Source organism: Ideonella sp., from assembly GCF_036277275.1.
In the GTDB taxonomy this organism is placed as follows: domain Bacteria; phylum Pseudomonadota; class Gammaproteobacteria; order Burkholderiales; family Burkholderiaceae_C; genus Ideonella.
This window is the reverse complement of the sequence record NZ_DASUNH010000120.1, coordinates 1-16949: the sequence shown is the minus strand read 5'-3', so window position 1 is coordinate 16949 and position 16949 is coordinate 1. Positions and strand designations below refer to the sequence as shown.

The 16949-nt window shown below is 66.3% G+C and carries 16 protein-coding genes and 1 tRNA gene; 9 read left to right on the top strand and 8 right to left on the bottom strand.

Translation table 11 applies throughout. The features are described 5' to 3' along the window. Both clpS and clpA read left to right on the top strand, forming a co-directional pair. On the top strand, positions 1 to 276 hold a 276-nt coding region (gene clpS / locus VFY73_RS20050), incomplete at its 5' end, for an ATP-dependent Clp protease adapter ClpS (protein WP_329722081.1). After that, positions 273 to 2585, top strand: coding sequence for an ATP-dependent Clp protease ATP-binding subunit ClpA (gene clpA / locus VFY73_RS20045; protein ID WP_329722079.1), 2313 nt, complete (start codon positions 273 to 275; stop codon positions 2583 to 2585). The genes clpS and clpA, both read left to right, overlap by 4 nt. Positions 2586 to 2595: 10 nt before the next feature. Here the strand turns inward: clpA and eutC are convergent, their stop codons facing one another. The 3 genes from eutC to eat are packed head-to-tail and all read right to left on the bottom strand — an operon-like array spanning position 2596 to position 6215. Continuing rightward, the gene (gene eutC, locus VFY73_RS20040) at positions 2596 to 3402 is read right to left on the bottom strand and encodes an ethanolamine ammonia-lyase subunit EutC (RefSeq protein ID WP_329722077.1); all 807 of its coding nucleotides are present in this window, start codon (positions 3400 to 3402) and stop codon (positions 2596 to 2598) included. Beyond that, the gene (locus tag VFY73_RS20035) at positions 3399 to 4814 is read right to left on the bottom strand and encodes an ethanolamine ammonia-lyase subunit EutB (RefSeq protein WP_329722075.1); all 1416 of its coding nucleotides are present in this window, start codon (positions 4812 to 4814) and stop codon (positions 3399 to 3401) included. Before VFY73_RS20035 ends, eutC begins: the two co-directional genes overlap by 4 nt. A 24-nt stretch (positions 4815 to 4838) precedes the next feature. Beyond that, complete coding sequence (eat, locus tag VFY73_RS20030; protein ID WP_329722073.1) at positions 4839 to 6215, bottom strand: ethanolamine permease; 1377 nt, start codon at positions 6213 to 6215, stop codon at positions 4839 to 4841. A gap of 140 nt (positions 6216 to 6355) precedes the next feature. Here eat and VFY73_RS20025 point away from each other — a divergent pair, with 140 nt between their 5' ends. Beyond that, positions 6356 to 7381 carry a helix-turn-helix domain-containing protein gene (locus VFY73_RS20025; protein ID WP_329722071.1) on the top strand — a complete coding sequence of 342 codons (1026 nt, stop codon included), beginning with the start codon at positions 6356 to 6358 and terminating at the stop codon, positions 7379 to 7381. Here VFY73_RS20025 and VFY73_RS20020 read toward each other — a convergent pair. Genes VFY73_RS20020 through VFY73_RS20005 form a run of 4 tightly spaced genes read right to left on the bottom strand, consistent with a single transcriptional unit; the run spans position 7354 to position 9965 of the window. After that, positions 7354 to 8136 (bottom strand): M90 family metallopeptidase, encoded by a 783-nt coding sequence (locus tag VFY73_RS20020; RefSeq protein WP_329722069.1) that lies wholly within the window; start codon positions 8134 to 8136, stop codon positions 7354 to 7356. The genes VFY73_RS20025 and VFY73_RS20020 overlap by 28 nt on opposite strands. Before the next feature lie 5 nt (positions 8137 to 8141). Then, positions 8142 to 8876 carry a UDP-2,3-diacylglucosamine diphosphatase gene (locus tag VFY73_RS20015; protein WP_329722067.1) on the bottom strand — a complete coding sequence of 245 codons (735 nt, stop codon included), beginning with the start codon at positions 8874 to 8876 and terminating at the stop codon, positions 8142 to 8144. 43 nt (positions 8877 to 8919) lie between these two features. Next, positions 8920 to 9423, bottom strand: coding sequence for a peptidylprolyl isomerase (locus tag VFY73_RS20010; RefSeq protein WP_329722065.1), 504 nt, complete (start codon positions 9421 to 9423; stop codon positions 8920 to 8922). 2 nt (positions 9424 to 9425) lie between these two features. Continuing rightward, positions 9426 to 9965 (bottom strand): peptidylprolyl isomerase, encoded by a 540-nt coding sequence (locus tag VFY73_RS20005; protein WP_329722085.1) that lies wholly within the window; start codon positions 9963 to 9965, stop codon positions 9426 to 9428. A gap of 239 nt (positions 9966 to 10204) precedes the next feature. Here VFY73_RS20005 and cysS point away from each other — a divergent pair, with 239 nt between their 5' ends. The 6 genes from cysS (at position 10205) to VFY73_RS19975 (ending at position 16292) form a co-directional block, all read left to right on the top strand. Continuing rightward, positions 10205 to 11608 (top strand): cysteine--tRNA ligase, encoded by a 1404-nt coding sequence (gene cysS / locus VFY73_RS20000; RefSeq protein WP_329722063.1) that lies wholly within the window; start codon positions 10205 to 10207, stop codon positions 11606 to 11608. A 1-nt stretch (position 11609) separates the two neighbouring features. Then, complete coding sequence (locus VFY73_RS19995) at positions 11610 to 12269, top strand: DNA-3-methyladenine glycosylase (RefSeq protein ID WP_329722061.1); 660 nt, start codon at positions 11610 to 11612, stop codon at positions 12267 to 12269. A gap of 17 nt (positions 12270 to 12286) precedes the next feature. Further along, positions 12287 to 13258, top strand: a complete 972-nt coding sequence (locus tag VFY73_RS19990) for an acetyl-CoA carboxylase carboxyltransferase subunit alpha (protein ID WP_329722059.1) — start codon at positions 12287 to 12289, stop codon at positions 13256 to 13258. A 95-nt stretch (positions 13259 to 13353) separates the two neighbouring features. After that, on the top strand, positions 13354 to 14658 hold the full coding sequence (gene tilS / locus VFY73_RS19985) for a tRNA lysidine(34) synthetase TilS (protein WP_329722083.1): 1305 nt from the start codon (positions 13354 to 13356) through the stop codon (positions 14656 to 14658). 183 nt (positions 14659 to 14841) lie between these two features. Continuing rightward, a complete protein-coding gene (locus VFY73_RS19980) occupies positions 14842 to 16134 on the top strand; it encodes an aspartate kinase (protein ID WP_329722057.1) in 1293 nt (430 codons plus the stop codon). 65 nt (positions 16135 to 16199) lie between these two features. Further along, positions 16200 to 16292: transfer RNA gene (locus tag VFY73_RS19975), tRNA-Ser, on the top strand. 162 nt (positions 16293 to 16454) lie between these two features. On the opposite strand, the gene VFY73_RS19970 is transcribed toward VFY73_RS19975, so the two are convergent. Beyond that, positions 16455 to 16949: hypothetical protein (locus VFY73_RS19970; protein ID WP_329722055.1), on the bottom strand; the 495-nt coding region annotated here is incomplete at its 5' end.

The window sequence follows — 16949 nt, the reverse complement described above, 5'->3', positions numbered from 1 at the left end:
GAGCGCCAGCGGGCCCGCACCAAGCCGCCGCGGCTGTACCAGGTGGTGATGCTGAACGACGACTACACGCCGATGGAGTTTGTCGTCATGGTGCTGCAGCAGTACTTCCAGCGTGACCTGGAAACGGCCACCTTGATCATGCTGAAGATCCACCACGAAGGGCGCGGCGTCTGCGGCGTCTACCCGAAAGACGTTGCCGCGACCAAGGTCGAGATGGTGCTGGCCGCCGCACGCCGCGACGGGCATCCGCTACAGTGCATTATGGAGGCCGCATGATTGCCCAAGAACTGGAAGTCAGCCTGCACATGGCGTTCGTCGAAGCGCGCCAGCAGCGGCACGAGTTCATCACCGTCGAGCACCTGCTGATGGCGCTGCTGGACAACCCGTCGGCCGCCGAGGTGCTGCGCGCGTGCGCGGCCAACATCGACGAGCTGCGCAAGAGCCTGGCGACCTTCATCAAGGAGAACACGCCCACGGTCTCCGGCAGCGACGAAGTGGACACGCAGCCCACGCTCGGTTTCCAGCGTGTGATCCAGCGCGCGATCATGCACGTGCAGTCCACCGGCGGCGGCAAGAAGGAAGTGACCGGCGCCAACGTGCTGGTGGCGATCTTCGGCGAAAAGGATTCGCACGCCGTCTACTACCTGCACCAGCAGGGCGTCACCCGGCTGGACGTGGTCAATTTCATCGCCCACGGCATCAAGAAGTCCGACCCGCCCGAGCCGCAGAAGGGCAACGAAGGCAGCTCGGGCGATGGTGAGAAGGAAGACGGCGCCGCCGAAGGCAAGGGTTCGCCGCTGGACCAGTTCACCACCAACCTGAACCAACTGGCTCGCGAGGGCAAGATCGATCCGCTGATCGGCCGCGAAAGTGAAGTCGAGCGGGTGATCCAGGTGTTGTGCCGCCGCCGCAAGAACAACCCGCTGCTGGTCGGCGAGGCTGGCGTGGGCAAGACGGCGATCGCCGAAGGCCTGGCCTGGCGCATCACCGAGGGCGACGTGCCCGAAGTCCTGGCCGATGCCACCGTTTATGCGCTCGACATGGGCGCGTTGCTGGCCGGCACCAAGTACCGCGGCGACTTCGAGCAGCGCCTGAAGGGCGTGCTGAAGCAGCTGAAGGAAAGCCCGAAGTCGATCCTGTTCATCGACGAGATCCACACGCTGATCGGCGCCGGCGCGGCGTCCGGCGGCACGCTGGACGCGAGCAACCTGCTGAAGCCGGCGCTGTCGTCGGGCGCGATGAAGTGCATCGGCGCGACGACGTTTACCGAATACCGCGGCATCTTCGAGAAGGATGCGGCCCTGTCACGCCGCTTCCAGAAGGTCGACGTGGTCGAACCGTCGGTCGAGCAGACGGTCGAGATCCTGAAGGGCCTGAAGTCGCGCTTCGAAGAGCACCACAGCGTCAAGTACGCACTGGGTGCGCTGCAGGCTGCGGCCGAGCTGTCGGCCAAGTTCATCAACGACCGTCACCTGCCCGACAAGGCGATCGACGTCATCGACGAGGCTGGTGCCGCCCAGCGCATCCTGCCCAAGAGCAAGCAGAAAAAGACCATCACCCGCAACGAGGTGGAGGAAATCGTCGCGAAGATCGCGCGCATTCCGCCGGCCTCCGTGTCCAACGACGACCGCGGCAAGCTCAAGAGCCTGGAGCGCGACCTGAAGAGCGTGGTGTTCGGGCAAGACCCGGCCGTCGACGCGCTGTCGGCCGCGATCAAGATGGCCCGCTCGGGCTTGGGCAAGTCGGACAAGCCGATCGGCGCCTTCCTGTTCAGCGGTCCTACCGGCGTCGGCAAGACCGAAGTCGCCAAGCAGCTGGCCTACATCCTGGGCATCGAGCTGATCCGTTTCGACATGAGCGAGCACATGGAGCGCCATGCGGTGAGCCGGCTGATCGGCGCGCCTCCGGGCTACGTGGGCTTCGACCAGGGCGGGTTGATGACGGAAGCCGTCACCAAGAAGCCGCATTCGGTGCTGCTGCTCGACGAAATCGAAAAAGCCCATCCGGACGTCTTCAACGTGCTGCTGCAGGTCATGGACCATGGCACGCTGACCGACAACAACGGGCGCAAGGCCGATTTCCGCAACGTGATCATCATCATGACCACGAACGCGGGTGCCGAGACGATGAACAAGTCGACCATCGGCTTCACGACCAAGCGTGAGCAGGGCGACGAAATGGCCGACCTGAAGCGCCTGTTCACGCCGGAGTTCCGCAACCGGCTGGACGCGATCGTCAGCTTCCGTGCGCTGGATGAAGAGATCATCCTGCGCGTGGTCGACAAGTTCCTGCTGCAGCTGGAGCAGCAACTGGCCGAGAAGAAGGTCGAGGTCACCTTCACCGACACGCTGCGCAAGCAGCTGGCCAAGAAGGGCTTCGACCCGCTGATGGGCGCCCGGCCGATGCAGCGCCTGATACAGGACACCATCCGCCGCGCCCTGGCCGACGAGTTGCTGTTCGGCCGCTTGGTCGACGGTGGGCGCCTGACGGTCGACGTGGACGCCGAAGGCCACACGCTGCTGGACATCCAGTCGCCCGGCAAGAGCGGCGACAAGCCCACCAAGGCTGAAGCGACGGTGCTCTAAGCGCTGGACGTCAGCGACGCGAGCCGTCCGTCAACACGAACCCCGGCGCCGCCGTGCTCGCAAGAGCCGGCGGCGCTTCGCTTTCGTCCTTCAGCGCGACGCCGGTGAGCTGGCGCGCGCGGGCCGCGTTGAGCAACCAGGCGGCGCGGTGTGCAGCGTCGTCATACAACAGGCCTTCGGGCCGGACGTTCGAGACGCAGTTGCGCTCGGCGTCGGTGCGCCCGGGCCGCGGTGCCCAGGTCAGGTACAGGCCCAGGCTGTCCGGTGAGCTGAGGCCGGGCCGCTCGCCGATCATCACCAGGACCATCGACGCCTGCAGCAGCGCGCCGATTTCGTCGCCAATGGCGACGCGACCCTGCTGGACCAGCACGATCGGCGACAGCGACCACGGTGGGTTGGCGCTGCGCAACAAAGGCAGCAGTGCAGCCATGAACGGCGCGGCGTGCCGCTCGACCGCCAGCGCCGACAGGCCGTCCGCAACCACCAGTGCGAGGTCGCTGCCCGTGGTGGTCGCCCGCAGGGCCGCGGCGGATGCCCCGTCCAGGCTGCGCCCGCGGTCCGGCCGCTGCAGGTAGGTCGGGCGATCGGCTGCCGCGCTGTGCGCCATCCGGGTCGCCAACCCCAGCGCATGCATGGCCAGGGCCGTGCCGTCGACGTCGAACGTCCGGTGCACAGCGTCGCGCGCCTGGGCGTGTGCCAGCTGGAACGCGAGCTGTGGCTCGGTCGGCAGGCTGGTGCCGCTGCGCCCGAGCGCGATGCGCGCCGGCGTGAAGCGCCGCAAGCTCGCCCATGGGTTGGAGATGACAGGTGGCTTCACGACCGGGGCAACAGTTGGGCAAAGCCGGCGGGCATTGCGTCGGCCAGCGGTGCCAGGTGGGCTGCTTGGCGCGGGTCGAACACACCCACGCGCTGCAACCAGGCTTCGAACTCTGGTGCGGGTCGCAGGCCCAGCACACGTCGCGCATACAGCGCGTCGTGGAACGAGGTGGTCTGGTAGTTCAGCATCACGTCGTCCGAGCCCGGGATGCCCATGATGAAGGTGACCCCGGCGACGCCCAGCAGGGTCAGCAGCACGTCCATGTCGTCCTGGTCGGCTTCGGCATGGTTGGTGTAGCAGATGTCGCAACCCATCGGCAGGCCCAGCAGCTTGGCGCAGAAGTGGTCTTCCAGCCCGGCGCGGATGATCTGCTTGCCGTCGAACAGGTACTCGGGCCCGATGAAGCCGACGACGCTGTTGACCAGCAGCGGCTCGAACCGGCGCGCGACGGCGTAGGCGCGGGCCTCGACCGTCTGCTGGTCGCAGCCGTGGTGCGCGTTGGCCGACAACGCGCTGCCCTGGCCGGTTTCGAAGTACATCACGTTGCGACCACGCAGGCCGTCGTCGAACACGCGGCCGCGCTGCAGACCAAGGGCTGCCTCGCGGGCCTCGGCCAGCAAAGCCAGGTCAAGGCCGAAGCTGCGGTTTGTCGCCTCGGTGCCACCGATCGACTGGAACACCAGGTCGACTGGCGCGCCGCGCTCGATCGCCTGCAAGGTGTTGGTCACGTGGGTCAACACGCAGGACTGGGTCGGGATCTCGTACTGCTCGATGACCGCATCCAGCATCTGCAGCAGCCGGACCACCTGCGGCACGTTGTCGGCCGCGGGGTTGATGCCGATCACCGCGTCGCCGCTGCCATAGAGCAGGCCATCCAGCACGCTGGCGGCGATGCCGGCCGGGTCGTCGGTGGGATGGTTCGGCTGCAGCCGGGTCGACAGGCGCCCGGGCAGGCCGATGGTGCCGCGAAAGCGGGTCTGCACGTGGCACTTGCGCGCGACGAGGATCAGGTCCTGGTTGCGCATCAGCTTGGACACGGCGGCCACCATCTCGGGCGTCAGGCCCGGCGCCAGCGCGCGGAGCGATTCGCTGTCGGCCATGTCGGACAGCAACCAGTCGCGCAGGCCACCGACCGTCAGGCTGGCCACCGGTGCGAAGGCCGCGGCATCGTGGCCGTCAATGATCAGCCGGGTGACTTCGTCGGTTTCGTAGGGGACGATGGCCTCGTGCAGGAACCGGTTCAGCGGCAGGTCGGCGAGCGCCATCTGCGCGGCGACGCGCTCTTGCGCGGACCGAGCCGCCACGCCGGCCAGTTGGTCGCCCGAGCGCTCGGGCGACGCCCGAGCCATCAAGGCGGCGAGGTCCTCGAACTGGTAGTTCTGAACGCCGATGCGGTGCTGATAAACAGGCATGTGGGGCAGGGCGCGCCGACGATCTCACGCCGCAGACTGCAGTGTGCTCCCGCTGGCCTGCGCGCGCCCGGTCAGCCTGAAGTAGGCGTAGCCGAGGACGCCGAGCGCAAAGAACAGGCCGGCCACCAGCGGGTTGTAATAGACCATCGTCACCAGGCACACCACCGCTGCGGCCAGCGCGAACGCGGGGAAATAGGGGTACAGCGGCGCGCGGAACGGCCGCACCATGCCGGGCTCGCTGCGGCGCAGTTTGAACAGGCTGGCCATGCTGACGATGTACATCACGATCGCGCCGAACACGCTCATCGTCACGATGTTGGCGGTCAATGTCTGGCCACCGAACGAGATGAACTGGTCGCTGAAGATCGCGACGATGCCCACCACGCCGCCAGCGAGGATGGCCCAGTGGGGCGTGTGAAATCGTGGGTGCACCCGGCCCAGCACGCCTGGCAGCACGCCGGCACGGGCCAGTGCGAAGATCTGCCGCGAGTAGCCGAGGATGATGCCGTGGAAGGACGCGATCAGGCCGAACAAGCCCAACCACACCAGCATGTGCAGCCAGCCGCTCTGCTCGCCGACGATGATCTTCATCGCCTGCGGCAGCGGGTCGTTGATGTTGGAAAGCTTGGTCCAGTCCCCCGCGCCACCGGCAAACAGCATCACGCCGGCGGCCAACCCCAACAGCGTCAGGATGCCGGCGATGTAGGCGATCGGGATCGAGCGCTTCGGGTCTTTCGCTTCTTCGGCCGCCATTGCGACGCCTTCGATCGCCAGGAAGAACCAGATTGCGAAGGGAATGGCCGCGAACATGCCGGGGATCGAGGCGGCGCTGAAGCCATCCTGGCCCGACCAACCGCCCTTGGCGAAGTTGGCTATCGAGAAGCCTGGCGCCACCACGCCCATGAAAACCAGCAGTTCGAAGATCGCGATCAACGTGATCGCCAGTTCGAAGGTGGCGGCGATCTGCACCCCGGCGATGTTGAGCGCCATGAACACCACATAAGCGCCGACAGCGGCCAGTTTCGGATCCAGCGCCGGGAACTGCACGTTCAGGTAGGCGCCGATGGCCAGCGCAATCGCCGGCGGCGCGAAGACGAACTCGACCAGCGTCGCGAAGCCGGCGATGTAGCCACCGGTGGGGCCGAAGGCGCGCCGGCTGTATTCGAACGGGCCGCCGGCATGCGGGATCGACGTCGTCAGCTCGGTGAAGCTGAAGATGAAGGTGGCATACATCAGGGCGATGAAGCCCGCGGTGATGAGGAAGCCCAGCGTGCCGGCCGAAGCCCAGCCATAGCTCCAGCCGAAGTACTCGCCCGAAATCACCAACCCGACGGCGATGCCCCAGAGCTGCCATGTGCCCAGCGATTTGTTCAAGGCGGGGCGAGACGTGGTGGGATCCATGCGTTCCTCCAGGCGGGGTGGGGCGCTCGGCGCGCGGGTTGCCGCCGTTTGGCCCGGTGCTTGCTAAGCCCAAGGCACGGTGGCGTGGGCAAGGGTAAGAGCGGCGGCGGGCACAGCGTTATCGAGAATCGGCAAACTTCATGAGCACGATCGGCGCGCACGATGCACCGGCTTGGCGAACGGGCTGGCACCACCAGTCGCTGTTGGCCGACGATGTGGACGAGCACGCTGCGCAATTGAACGGCTGGCATCAGCAGTACGACCAGCTGACGGCCGGGGCTTTCGTGGGCCAGCTCGATCAGCTGTCGACCGGCCAGGCACAGGTGTTTCGCGAGCGCACCAGCCAGGCCCTGCGCCAGCGCTGCGAGGTGTGGCCAGGTGCCGTGTGGTGCGGCATCACCGCCTTGCATGACGGCTCTCGCATCAACGGGCGGCTCGTCGGCGAGCACGGGGTGATGGTCTGCGGGCAAGCCGCACGGTTCGAGTTGGTGAGTCCGGCGGGGCACGACATCCTGGGTGTGGTGATCGATCGCGCGGCGCTGCAACAGCACGCCCAGGCGCAGGGTGTGGCCGTCGCCTGGGCACTGCTGGATGGCGCCCCGTGGCTGCAGCTCCCGCATGCGCGGCGGCAGCTGGCGCGCGCCCGTCTGAGGGCAGTGCTGGCGCTGGCAGGCTCGGCCGGCGATGCCCATCGGCAAGCCGCTGCGGCGAATGGCCTGGAGCAAGCCTTGTTGGACGCGGTGGTCGATCTGCTCGAGCACCCGGCAGAGCCGGAAGCCATGCGCTGCAATGCCACCGCCCGCCGCCACGTGGTGCAGCAAGTGCATGAATGGATTGCCGAGAACCCGGCCGCGGTGCCCAGCGTGCCGCAACTGTGCGCGCGCCTGAACATCAGTCGCCGCACGCTGCAATATGCGTTCGAAGCGGAAACGGCGATGAGCCCCAAGGCGTACTTGCGCAGCATCCGCCTGAACGGCGCGCGGCGCACGCTGCGCGAAGGAGCGGGCAGCGGCGCCTCGGTGCGCGAGGCCGCGGCGGCGTGGGGCTTCTGGAACCTGAGCCAGTTCGCCAGCGACTACCGGCACCAGTTCGGCGAGCGGCCGTCCGACACGCTGACGCGCTCGCCAGTGCGGGGGCTTCAGTTGGCGGGCGTCTGCCGAAAGTAGCCCGCGAAAAGCTCGTACAACGCCGGGTGTTCGGCACGCATCGCATCCGGTGCGACGAAGAACGCCTCGACGGCAACGGCGAAGAACTCCTCCACCGCTTCGGCGCCGTAGGGGTCGAGCACCGTGTCTTCTTCGCCAGCGTCGATGCGGTCGGCAAAGCGCTCATGCTCGGCGTCGATGCAGGCGATCCACGCTTCGCGGGCGGCTTCTGTCGGCAGCAGCGGCACGCCGTCGGCGGCCCCGTCGGCCATGTCCAGCACATGCGCGAATTCGTGGATCACCACGTTGTAGGCCAGCTCGGCCGATTCGCCCGCTGTCAGCACGTCGGCCCAGGCCAGCATCACCGGCCCGCCTTCCATCGCCTCGCCGGTGAGGACCTCGTCGTACTGGTGCACCACGCCGTCTTCGTCCATGACCTCGCGGGCCGCCACCACCTCGTCCGCATGAACGACGATGCCGACGAAGCCGTCGTAGGCCTCGATGCCCAGTTTCAGGATCGGCAGGCAGGCTTGCGCGGCGATCGCGACGGCCATCTCGTCGGTGACTTGCATGCCGTGGGCGCCGTGAAACTCCTTGCGCGACAGGAACAGGCTGCTCAGCGTGCGCAGCGCCTGCTGGTCTTCAGCCGAGCGCGCCGCGATGAAAGGGTACGCGGCGAGGATCGTCGCCCACAGCTCGTCTGGAATCGCGTGCCGCTCGACCGCCCGAGTTTCGCGCCAACGCGACACGCTGCGCAGGAGACGCGGCAGCACCATCGTGTTCAGGCCGCCGCTGGCGTCACGCGCGTGACGCCCTGGACGGACCAGCGCAGCACCTCGGCGCGCGGTGGCGTGGCGTCGTCGCAGTCCCAGTCGCTCAGCACGTGGCGCGTCCAGCCTTCGGTGCGTTGCTCGCTTTGAGGACGGTGCGTGTGGCCGTGGACCAATGTGCGAGAGCCGGCGGCGTGCAGCCACTGCTGCGCGAGCGCCGGGTCGGCGTCGGCATAGGTGATGGGCTGCGCGCGTTGCTGGTGTTCCCGGCTGGCGGCGCGCATCTGAGCACCGATCGTCTGGCGCTCGGCCAGCGGCTTGGACAGGAAGGCCTGTTGCCATGCCGGCTGCCGCACCTGCGAGCGGAACTGCTGGTAAGCCGTATCGTCCAGGCACAGCGCGTCACCATGGCTCAGCAACACCGGCACATCGGAGATCGCGGGCGCGCAAAGCGCCACCGGGTCCGGCAGCTCGGTGGCGCCGGTGGCTTCGAAGAAGCCGGCACCCAGCAGGAAGTCGCGGTTGCCGCGCATCACATACAACGGCCGCCGCCGGGCTGCTGCCGCCAGCATCTCGACACACCGTGCCTCGAAGGGCAGGGCCGCGGAATCGTCGCCCACCCAGGCCTCGAAAAGATCGCCGAGGATGAAGACCGCGTCGGCGCTGGTCGATTCGAGGTACTGCCGCAGTGCCGCCACTGTTTGCGGCAGGTCGGGGCTCAGGTGCAGGTCTGAAATGAAATCCACCGTCCGGATGGACGGTGGCAGCTCGATCCGCGGCAGCACGGGCTCAGGCGACGACGACGGCCTTGTCGATCGTCACCGCTTCGAGCGGCACGTCGTCGTGGAAGCCCTTGGTGCCGGTGCGCACCTTCTCGATCGCATCGACCACCTCGGTGCCGGCGACGACCTTGCCGAACACGCAATAGCCCCAGCCACTGGCCGACTCGGCGGTGAAGTTCAGGAAGCCGTTGTCCTTGGTGTTGATGAAGAACTGCGAGGTGGCCGAGTGCGGCGCGTTGGTGCGTGCCATCGCCACGGTGTACTTGTCGTTCTTCAGGCCGTTGTTGGCTTCGTTCTGGACCGGCGCGTCGGTCGGCTTTTGCTTCATGTCGGGCGTCATGCCGCCGCCTTGGACCATGAAGCCCTTGATGACGCGGTGGAACACGGTGCCGTCGTAGTGGCCCTTGTTCACGTACGACAGGAAGTTGGCCACGCTTTGCGGGGCCTTGGCGTCGTCGAGCTCGAGGCGGATCACGCCTGCGCTGGTGGTCAGTTCAACGGTCTTGGTCATGTTTACTCCAACGTCGCTTTCTTGATGAGGACGGGCTGCACCGGAACGTTCTGGTGCGGGCCCTTGGCTTTGGTCTCGACAGTCTTGATCTTCTCGACCACGTCCATGCCGGCAATTACCTTGCCGAACACCGCGTAGCCTTCACCGTCGCGCGCGTTCGGCTGGTCGAGGAAGACGTTGTCGTTGACGTTGATGAAGAACTGCGAAGTCGCCGAGTTCGGCACCATCGTGCGTGCCATCGCCACCGTGTACTTCATGTTGGACAAACCGGTGCGGCTTTCCAACGGAATCGGCGCACGCGTGGGCTTTTCGCTCAGGTCGGCCTTCATGCCGCCGCCCTGGATCATGAAGTTCTCGATCACCCGGTGGAAGACCGTGCCGTCATAGTGACCTGCCTTCACGTACTGCACGAAGTTGTCGACGGTCTTGGGCGTCTTGTCCTTGTACAGCTCGAGCACGATGTCGCCCATGCTCGTGGCCAGGCGCACCTTGGGCCCCGCAACGGCTGGCGCGCCCGAAGCCGGTGCTTCAGGTGCCGCCATGCTGTGCGCCTGCGCAGGCAGCGTGGCGAACGCGGTGATCGCGAAGCCCACGCCGAGCAGGCAGGCGCGGCGACCCAGTTGGCGGGAGATGGTGGTTGCCCGGGTGGCAGTCGATGTCACGTCAAAAGTCTCCTTGGCTATACTCAGACGATTCTAGCGACCCCCGCACAACGGGCGTTCGGCTATTGCAGCCACCGCTTCCCCGGCGACGCCAACGCGCCCGTTGACCACCCTCGTTGATGGCCCTGCGCATCTACAACACCCTGACCCGTCGGGTCGAAGACTTCGTCCCCATCGAGCCGGGGCATGCCCGCATGTATGTGTGCGGGATGACCATCTACGACCTGTGTCACATGGGCCATGCGCGCATGATGATGGCCTTCGACGTGGTCTACCGCTGGCTGAAGGCGAGCGGCTACGAGGTCACGTACGTGCGCAACATCACCGACATCGAAGACAAGATCATCCGCCGGGCGGTCGAGCGGGGCATCAGCATCCGTGCGTTGACCGACGAGATGATCGAGGCGATGCGGCAAGACCTGGGCGCGATCGGCGCCGCGCCGCCGACGCATGAGCCGCGCGCGACCGAGTACGTGCCGCAGATGCTGTCGATGATCGGCACGCTCGAGGAAAAGGGCCTGGCCTATCGTGCAAGCAACGGCGACGTGAACTTCGCGGTGCGCAAGTTCCCGGGTTACGGCAAGCTCAGCGGCAAGTCGATCGATGACCTGATTGCCGGCGCCGGCTTGGCCGACCGTGACCTGAAGGCCAAGGCGCTCGCCGAGGGCAAGGAAGATCCGCTCGACTTCGTGCTGTGGAAGGCCGCCAAGCCTGACGAGCCGGCCGATGCCAAGTACGACGGCGTCTATGGCCCGGGTCGCCCGGGGTGGCACATCGAGTGCTCGGCGATGAGCTGTGCCGTGCTCGGCGAGCGCTTCGACATCCACGGCGGCGGCATGGACCTGCAGTTCCCGCACCACGAAAACGAGATCGCGCAAAGCGAAGGCGCGCTGGGGCACCCGTTCGTCAACTACTGGCTGCACAACGGGTTCCTGAACGTCGACAACGAGAAGATGTCGAAGTCGCTCGGCAACTTCTTCACCATTCGCGATGTGCTGCAGAAGTTCGACGGCGAGACGCTGCGCTTCTTCATGCTGCGCACGCACTACCGTAGCCCGTTCAACTTCAGCGACGCCAACCTCGAAGATGCGCGCAGCGCGCTGCGTCGCCTGTACACCGCGCTGGAAGCCGGTGGTTCGCCGCAAGACAACGCTCGGATCGATTGGCAGCAGCCGTCGGCCGCCGACTTCAAGGCCGCGATGGACGACGACTTCAACACGCCCGGCGCGATGGCCGTGCTGTTCGAGCTGGCGGGCGAGGTCAACCGCAGTGGGTCGGCCGAGGCGGCTCGCCTGCTTCGTGCCCTGGCCGGCACGCTGGGGGTGTTGCAGCAGGTGCCGACGACGTTTCTGCAAGCTGGTTCGGGCCTGGACGAAGCCGCAATCAACGAGCGCATCGAGGCGCGCAACGCGGCCAAGAAGGCGCGCGACTTTGCCGCGGCCGACCGCATCCGTGATGAACTGCTGGCTGCCGGGGTGATGTTGAAAGACACCCCACAAGGCACCACTTGGGTCAAGGCCTGACATGGCGGCCAAGGGCACAAGCGCGGCCGGCGTGACGCCGGACTATTGGGACGACGCCTGCAAGCACCTCGCCAAGCGCGACCGGGTGATGAAGAAGCTGATCCCGCAGTTCGGTGAAGCGCGTCTGCAAAGCCGGGGAGACGCATTCACGACGCTGGCGCGGTCGATCGTCGGCCAGCAGATCTCGGTCAAGGCCGCGCAGTCGGTGTGGGACAAGTTCGCTGCCGTCGTCGGCGGCCCGTCGAATCGCCTCGCGCCCGGTGATGTGCTGGCGCTGGATGCGCTCACCTTGCGCGGCGTGGGGCTGTCCGCCCGCAAGACGGAATACCTCATCGACCTGGCCCGCCACTTTGCCGACGGCACCGTGCACGTCAAGCAGTGGCAGCAAATGGACGATGAGGCGATCATTGACGAACTCGTCGCGATCCGGGGAATCGGCCGCTGGACGGCGGAGATGTTCCTGATCTTTCACCTGATGCGCCCGAACGTTCTGCCGCTGGACGACCTGGGCCTGCTCAAGGGTATCTCCTTGAGCTACTTCAGCGGCGAACCGGTGTCGCGTGCCGAGGCGCGCGAGTTGGGTGAAGGCTGGGCACCATACCGCTCCGTTGCCACCTGGTATCTCTGGCGCAGCCTGGACCCGCTGCCCGTCGAGTACTGACCTGCGAGAATCAACCGATGAGCAAACGCCACTTCCTGGAATTCGAACAGCCGATCGCCGAGCTGGAGTCGAAGATCGAAGAACTGCGCTACGTGCAGAACGAGTCGGCCGTCGACATCTCTGAAGAGATCGAGCGGCTGGACAAGAAGAGCCTGCAGCTCACAAAAGACATCTACACCCAGCTGAACCCCTGGCAGGTGACGCAGATCGCGCGTCACCCGCAGCGGCCCTACACGCTGGACTACGTCAACGAGATCTTCACCGAGTTCCAGGAGCTGCACGGTGACCGCGCGTTCGCCGATGACCAATCGATCGTCGGGGGCCTCGCGCGTTTCAACGGCCAGGCCTGCATGGTGGTCGGCCAGCAGAAGGGCCGCGACACGAAGGAGCGCGGCCTGCGCAACTTCGGCATGCCGCGCCCCGAAGGCTACCGCAAGGCATTGCGCCTGATGAAGCTGGCCGAGAAGTTCGGCCTGCCGGTGTTCACCTTCGTCGACACCCCGGGCGCGTATCCCGGTGTGGGCGCCGAAGAGCGCGGCCAGTCCGAGGCGATCGGCCGCAACATCTTCGAGATGGCGCAACTCGAGGTGCCCATCATCACCACGATCATCGGCGAAGGTGGTTCCGGTGGTGCCTTGGCCATCAGCGTGGGTGACCAGGTGCTGATGCTGCAGTTCTCGGTCTACTCGGTGATCTCGCCCGAAGGATGTGCGTCGATCCTGTGGAAGACCGCCGAGCGCGCGTCGGACGCAGCCGAGGCTCTCGGCATCACCGCGCACCGCCTGAAGGCGCTGGGCCTGATCGACAAGATCGTCAACGAACCGGTGGGTGGCGCCCACCGTGATCCGAAGCAGATGGCCGCGCAGTTGAAGCGTGGCTTGGTTGACGCATTGCGCCAGGTGGCCGACCTGAACACTGCCGATTTGCTGGCCCGCCGCTACGAGCGGCTCAAGAGCTACGGCCGCTTCAACGACACGACGGCGCGCTAGATGAAGCACCCGGTGACGGAGTACCGTCACCACCCGCCGTGCGGGTGGCGTGGCCGCTTGGGAGCGGCCCTGCGCCGGCCGCGCGTGCGCTGACGATGTCGGGCGTGGCCGCTGTCGTGGCGGTGGCCGCCAGCGGTGGCCGGGACTCCACCGCGTTGTTGCACGCCGCGGCACGTGCGGCGCAAGACCAGGGCGTCGAGGTCGTGGCACTGCACGTGCACCACGGTCTGAACCCTGCGGCCGACCACTGGCAACAACACCTGCAACGGCAGTGCGCGCGCTGGGCCCGGGCGGGCCTGCCGGTTCGATTCAGTGCAACCAGACTGGCGGGTGCCCCGGCGCAGGGCGAAAGCATCGAAGCCTGGGCCAGGCGTGGACGCTACGCCGCCCTCGCGCAGATGGCGCGCGAGGCGGGGGCACACGTGATCCTGCTGGCCCATCATCGGCGCGACCAGGCCGAGACCTTGCTGCTTCAAGCGTTGCGCGGCGCCGGGCCCACCGGCCTGGCTGCAATGCCGCGCGAAGCCGAGCGCGATGGTCTGCTGTGGTGCCGACCCTGGCTCGACACGCCCGCCGCGGCGATCGCGGCCTACATCACCAGACACCGGCTCACCCACATCGACGACGACAGCAACCAGGACACGCGCTTTGACCGCAACCGGCTGCGGCACGACGTCTGGCCGGCGTTGCTCGGGGCCTTTCCGCAGGCGGAGGCGGCATTGACCCAGGCGGCGCGGCTGTCTCAGCAAGCCGCGGCATTGGTCCATGAGGTGGCGAGTGCCGATCTCGCAGCGCTGCAGGATGGCCCGGATGCCGGGATCAACGTGACGGCGTGGATGGCGCTGTCGAAGGCTCGGCAGGCTGCGGTGCTTCGCCATTGGCTTCGGCCGATGGTGGAAGAGGGCGTCCGCGAGACGCTGATCGAGCGGTTGCTTGCCGAACTGCCACGGGCTCGCTCGGCGCGCTGGCCCGCGGCCGCGGCATCCGAACTGCGCCTGTACCGTGGGCACTTGACGCTGGCGGGCCTGGCGCCATCCACCGTATCACCCGACCCGGCGCCGGTCCGGCTGGACGAGCCCGGTCGCATCGAACTGCCTGCTTGGGGTGGAACACTCGAACTGGCAACGGTAGAGCAAGGTGGTGCATCACGTTCGTTGCTCGCCCGCGCGGGCTTGCGCGAGCGCCAGCCCGGCGACCAATTCCAGCTCGCCCCGCGCAGCACGGCGCGCAACCTGAAAAAGCAGTTCCAGGCGCTTGGTATTCCCGCCTGGCAGCGCAACGGCCCGATCGTGGCGACAGCGGATCAGGTGCTGTTCGTGCCTGGCCTGGGCATCGACGCCCGGGCGCTGGCCGCAGCCGGAGAACCGCAACTGGCGCTCCGCTGGGAACCGGTGACATAGTTCGGGAAACCAGCCTTCGCCACGCGCGAAGCCTGGTTTTCTTATCGGTGACGGGTTAGGGATTGCTGCAGCGCAACAGCTAAACTTGCCGGGTTTGCGCTGTTGCTTTTTGCGGTGGCGTTGCGGCCGCAGCCCTGCGGCACTCCCGATTGTGAAACTCCGGCGAGCACTCTCGAAAAGGCCATGGCACTGATTGTTCACAAGTACGGCGGCACCTCGATGGGGTCGACCGAGCGCATTCGCAACGTGGCCAAGCGGGTCGCCAAATGGGCGCGCGCCGGTCACCAGATGGTGGTGGTGCCCTCGGCGATGAGTGGCGAAACCAACCGCCTGCTCGGCTTGGCCAAGGAGGTCGCTCCGTCGACGCACAGCCCCGCGGTTCTGCGCGAAATGGACATGATCGCTTGCACCGGCGAGCAGGTGTCGGTCGGGCTGCTGTCGCTGGCGTTGCAGGCCGAAGGCATGGAAGCCGTCAGCTACAACGGCTGGCAGGTGCCGATCAAGACCGATTCGTCGTTCACCAAAGCGCGCATCCAGAGCATCGACGACGCGCGCGTGCGCGCCGACCTGGCCGGCGGAAAGGTGGTCATCATCACCGGCTTCCAGGGCGTCGACGAAGACCTGAACATCACGACACTCGGCCGTGGCGGCTCGGACACCTCGGCCGTGGCCGTTGCTGCGGCGATGAAGGCCGACGAATGCCTGATCTACACGGACGTGGACGGGGTCTACACGACCGACCCGCGCGTGGTGCCCGAGGCGCGCCGCCTGCACACCATCACCTTCGAAGAGATGCTGGAAATGGCCAGCCTCGGCTCGAAAGTGCTGCAGATCCGCTCAGTGGAATTCGCCGGCAAGTACCGCGTGCCGCTGCGCGTGCTGTCCAGTTTTACGCCCTGGGACATCGACATCAACGAAGAGGCCAAGTCCGGCACCCTGATCACTTTCGAGGAAGACGTCAAGATGGAACAAGCCGTTGTCTCCGGCATCGCCTTCAACCGCGATGAAGCCAAGGTCACCGTGATGGGCGTGCCCGACAAGCCCGGCATCGCCTACCAGATCCTCGGCGAGGTGGCCGACGCGAACATCGACGTCGACGTGATCATCCAGAACGTCTCGCACGACGGCAAGACCGACTTCTCGTTCACCGTGCACCGCAACGACTACCAGCGCACGATGGATCTGCTGAAGACCAAGGTGCAGCCGGCCACCGGCGCGGCCACGGTCATCGGAGACCCGAAGATCTGCAAGGTCTCGATCGTCGGCATCGGCATGCGCAGCCACGTGGGCGTGGCGAGCAAGATGTTCCGCGCGCTGAGCGAAGAGGGCATCAACATCCAGATGATCTCGACCAGCGAGATCAAGACCTCGGTCGTGATCGACGAGAAGTACATGGAACTGGCCGTGCGCGCGTTGCACAAGGTGTTCGAACTCGACGATCCGAGCGCGGTCACCACGTCGTCCGACGAGGAATAAGCGCAACGATCTGCAGCGGGCAGGAAAAAACGCCCAATCATCAGGCTAGAATGCTGGCTTCGGCTGGAGACGTGACCGAGTGGCCGAAGGTGCTCCCCTGCTAAGGGAGTATGGGGCTTAAAACTCCATCAAGGGTTCGAATCCCTTCGTCTCCGCCAAGAAACAGCCCTCGACACATGCGGCGCAAGCCACAAGTGTCGAGGGCAACTTTCTTTTCGGCTGCCGATTGGGTGGCCATGGCGCTCGATGGCGGCGCTCCAGCTTCGCGCCGAGCCGTGCAACACAGCGCGTGTCCGAACCGTTTGCGGCTGCAAACCGGCTCATTCGAATTGCAGCAGTTCGATATCCACGGGCAGCGTCGAAAATATCTTGATCGGGCCAACCGGCCGCAGGCTTCGTTCGTGAGCCATCGGCCACCGCTCGACGGGTTGGCGCACCTTCGCATAGTCGGGATCAGCGGACGAAATCGAGATCGTGACGGTGCAAGCGACGCCGGATTCGGTGACGCTGCGGTCGTCCAGCACCAGATAGGTCCGGCGCTCGTAGGAGCAATACGGGTCCCAGACGCTGCGCAAGAGATCACCCTGCGACGACGCGCCATTCGCCTGTACGGCGACGACAGGCGAGAACGGTCCTATTTGGTGTGGCTGGACGGCACGGTAGCGGAAGGTGCCGGCCGTACGAGGGTGCAAGCGAAGCATCATGGTCGAAACGGTCTTTCGCACGGGGGTCTCGACAAGGGTCTCGTAGAGGTTGGCCTGCAACTTCGCAGACGCCGCAAAAGCCCGTTCGGCCAAGGAGCGATCGTCGCCGAT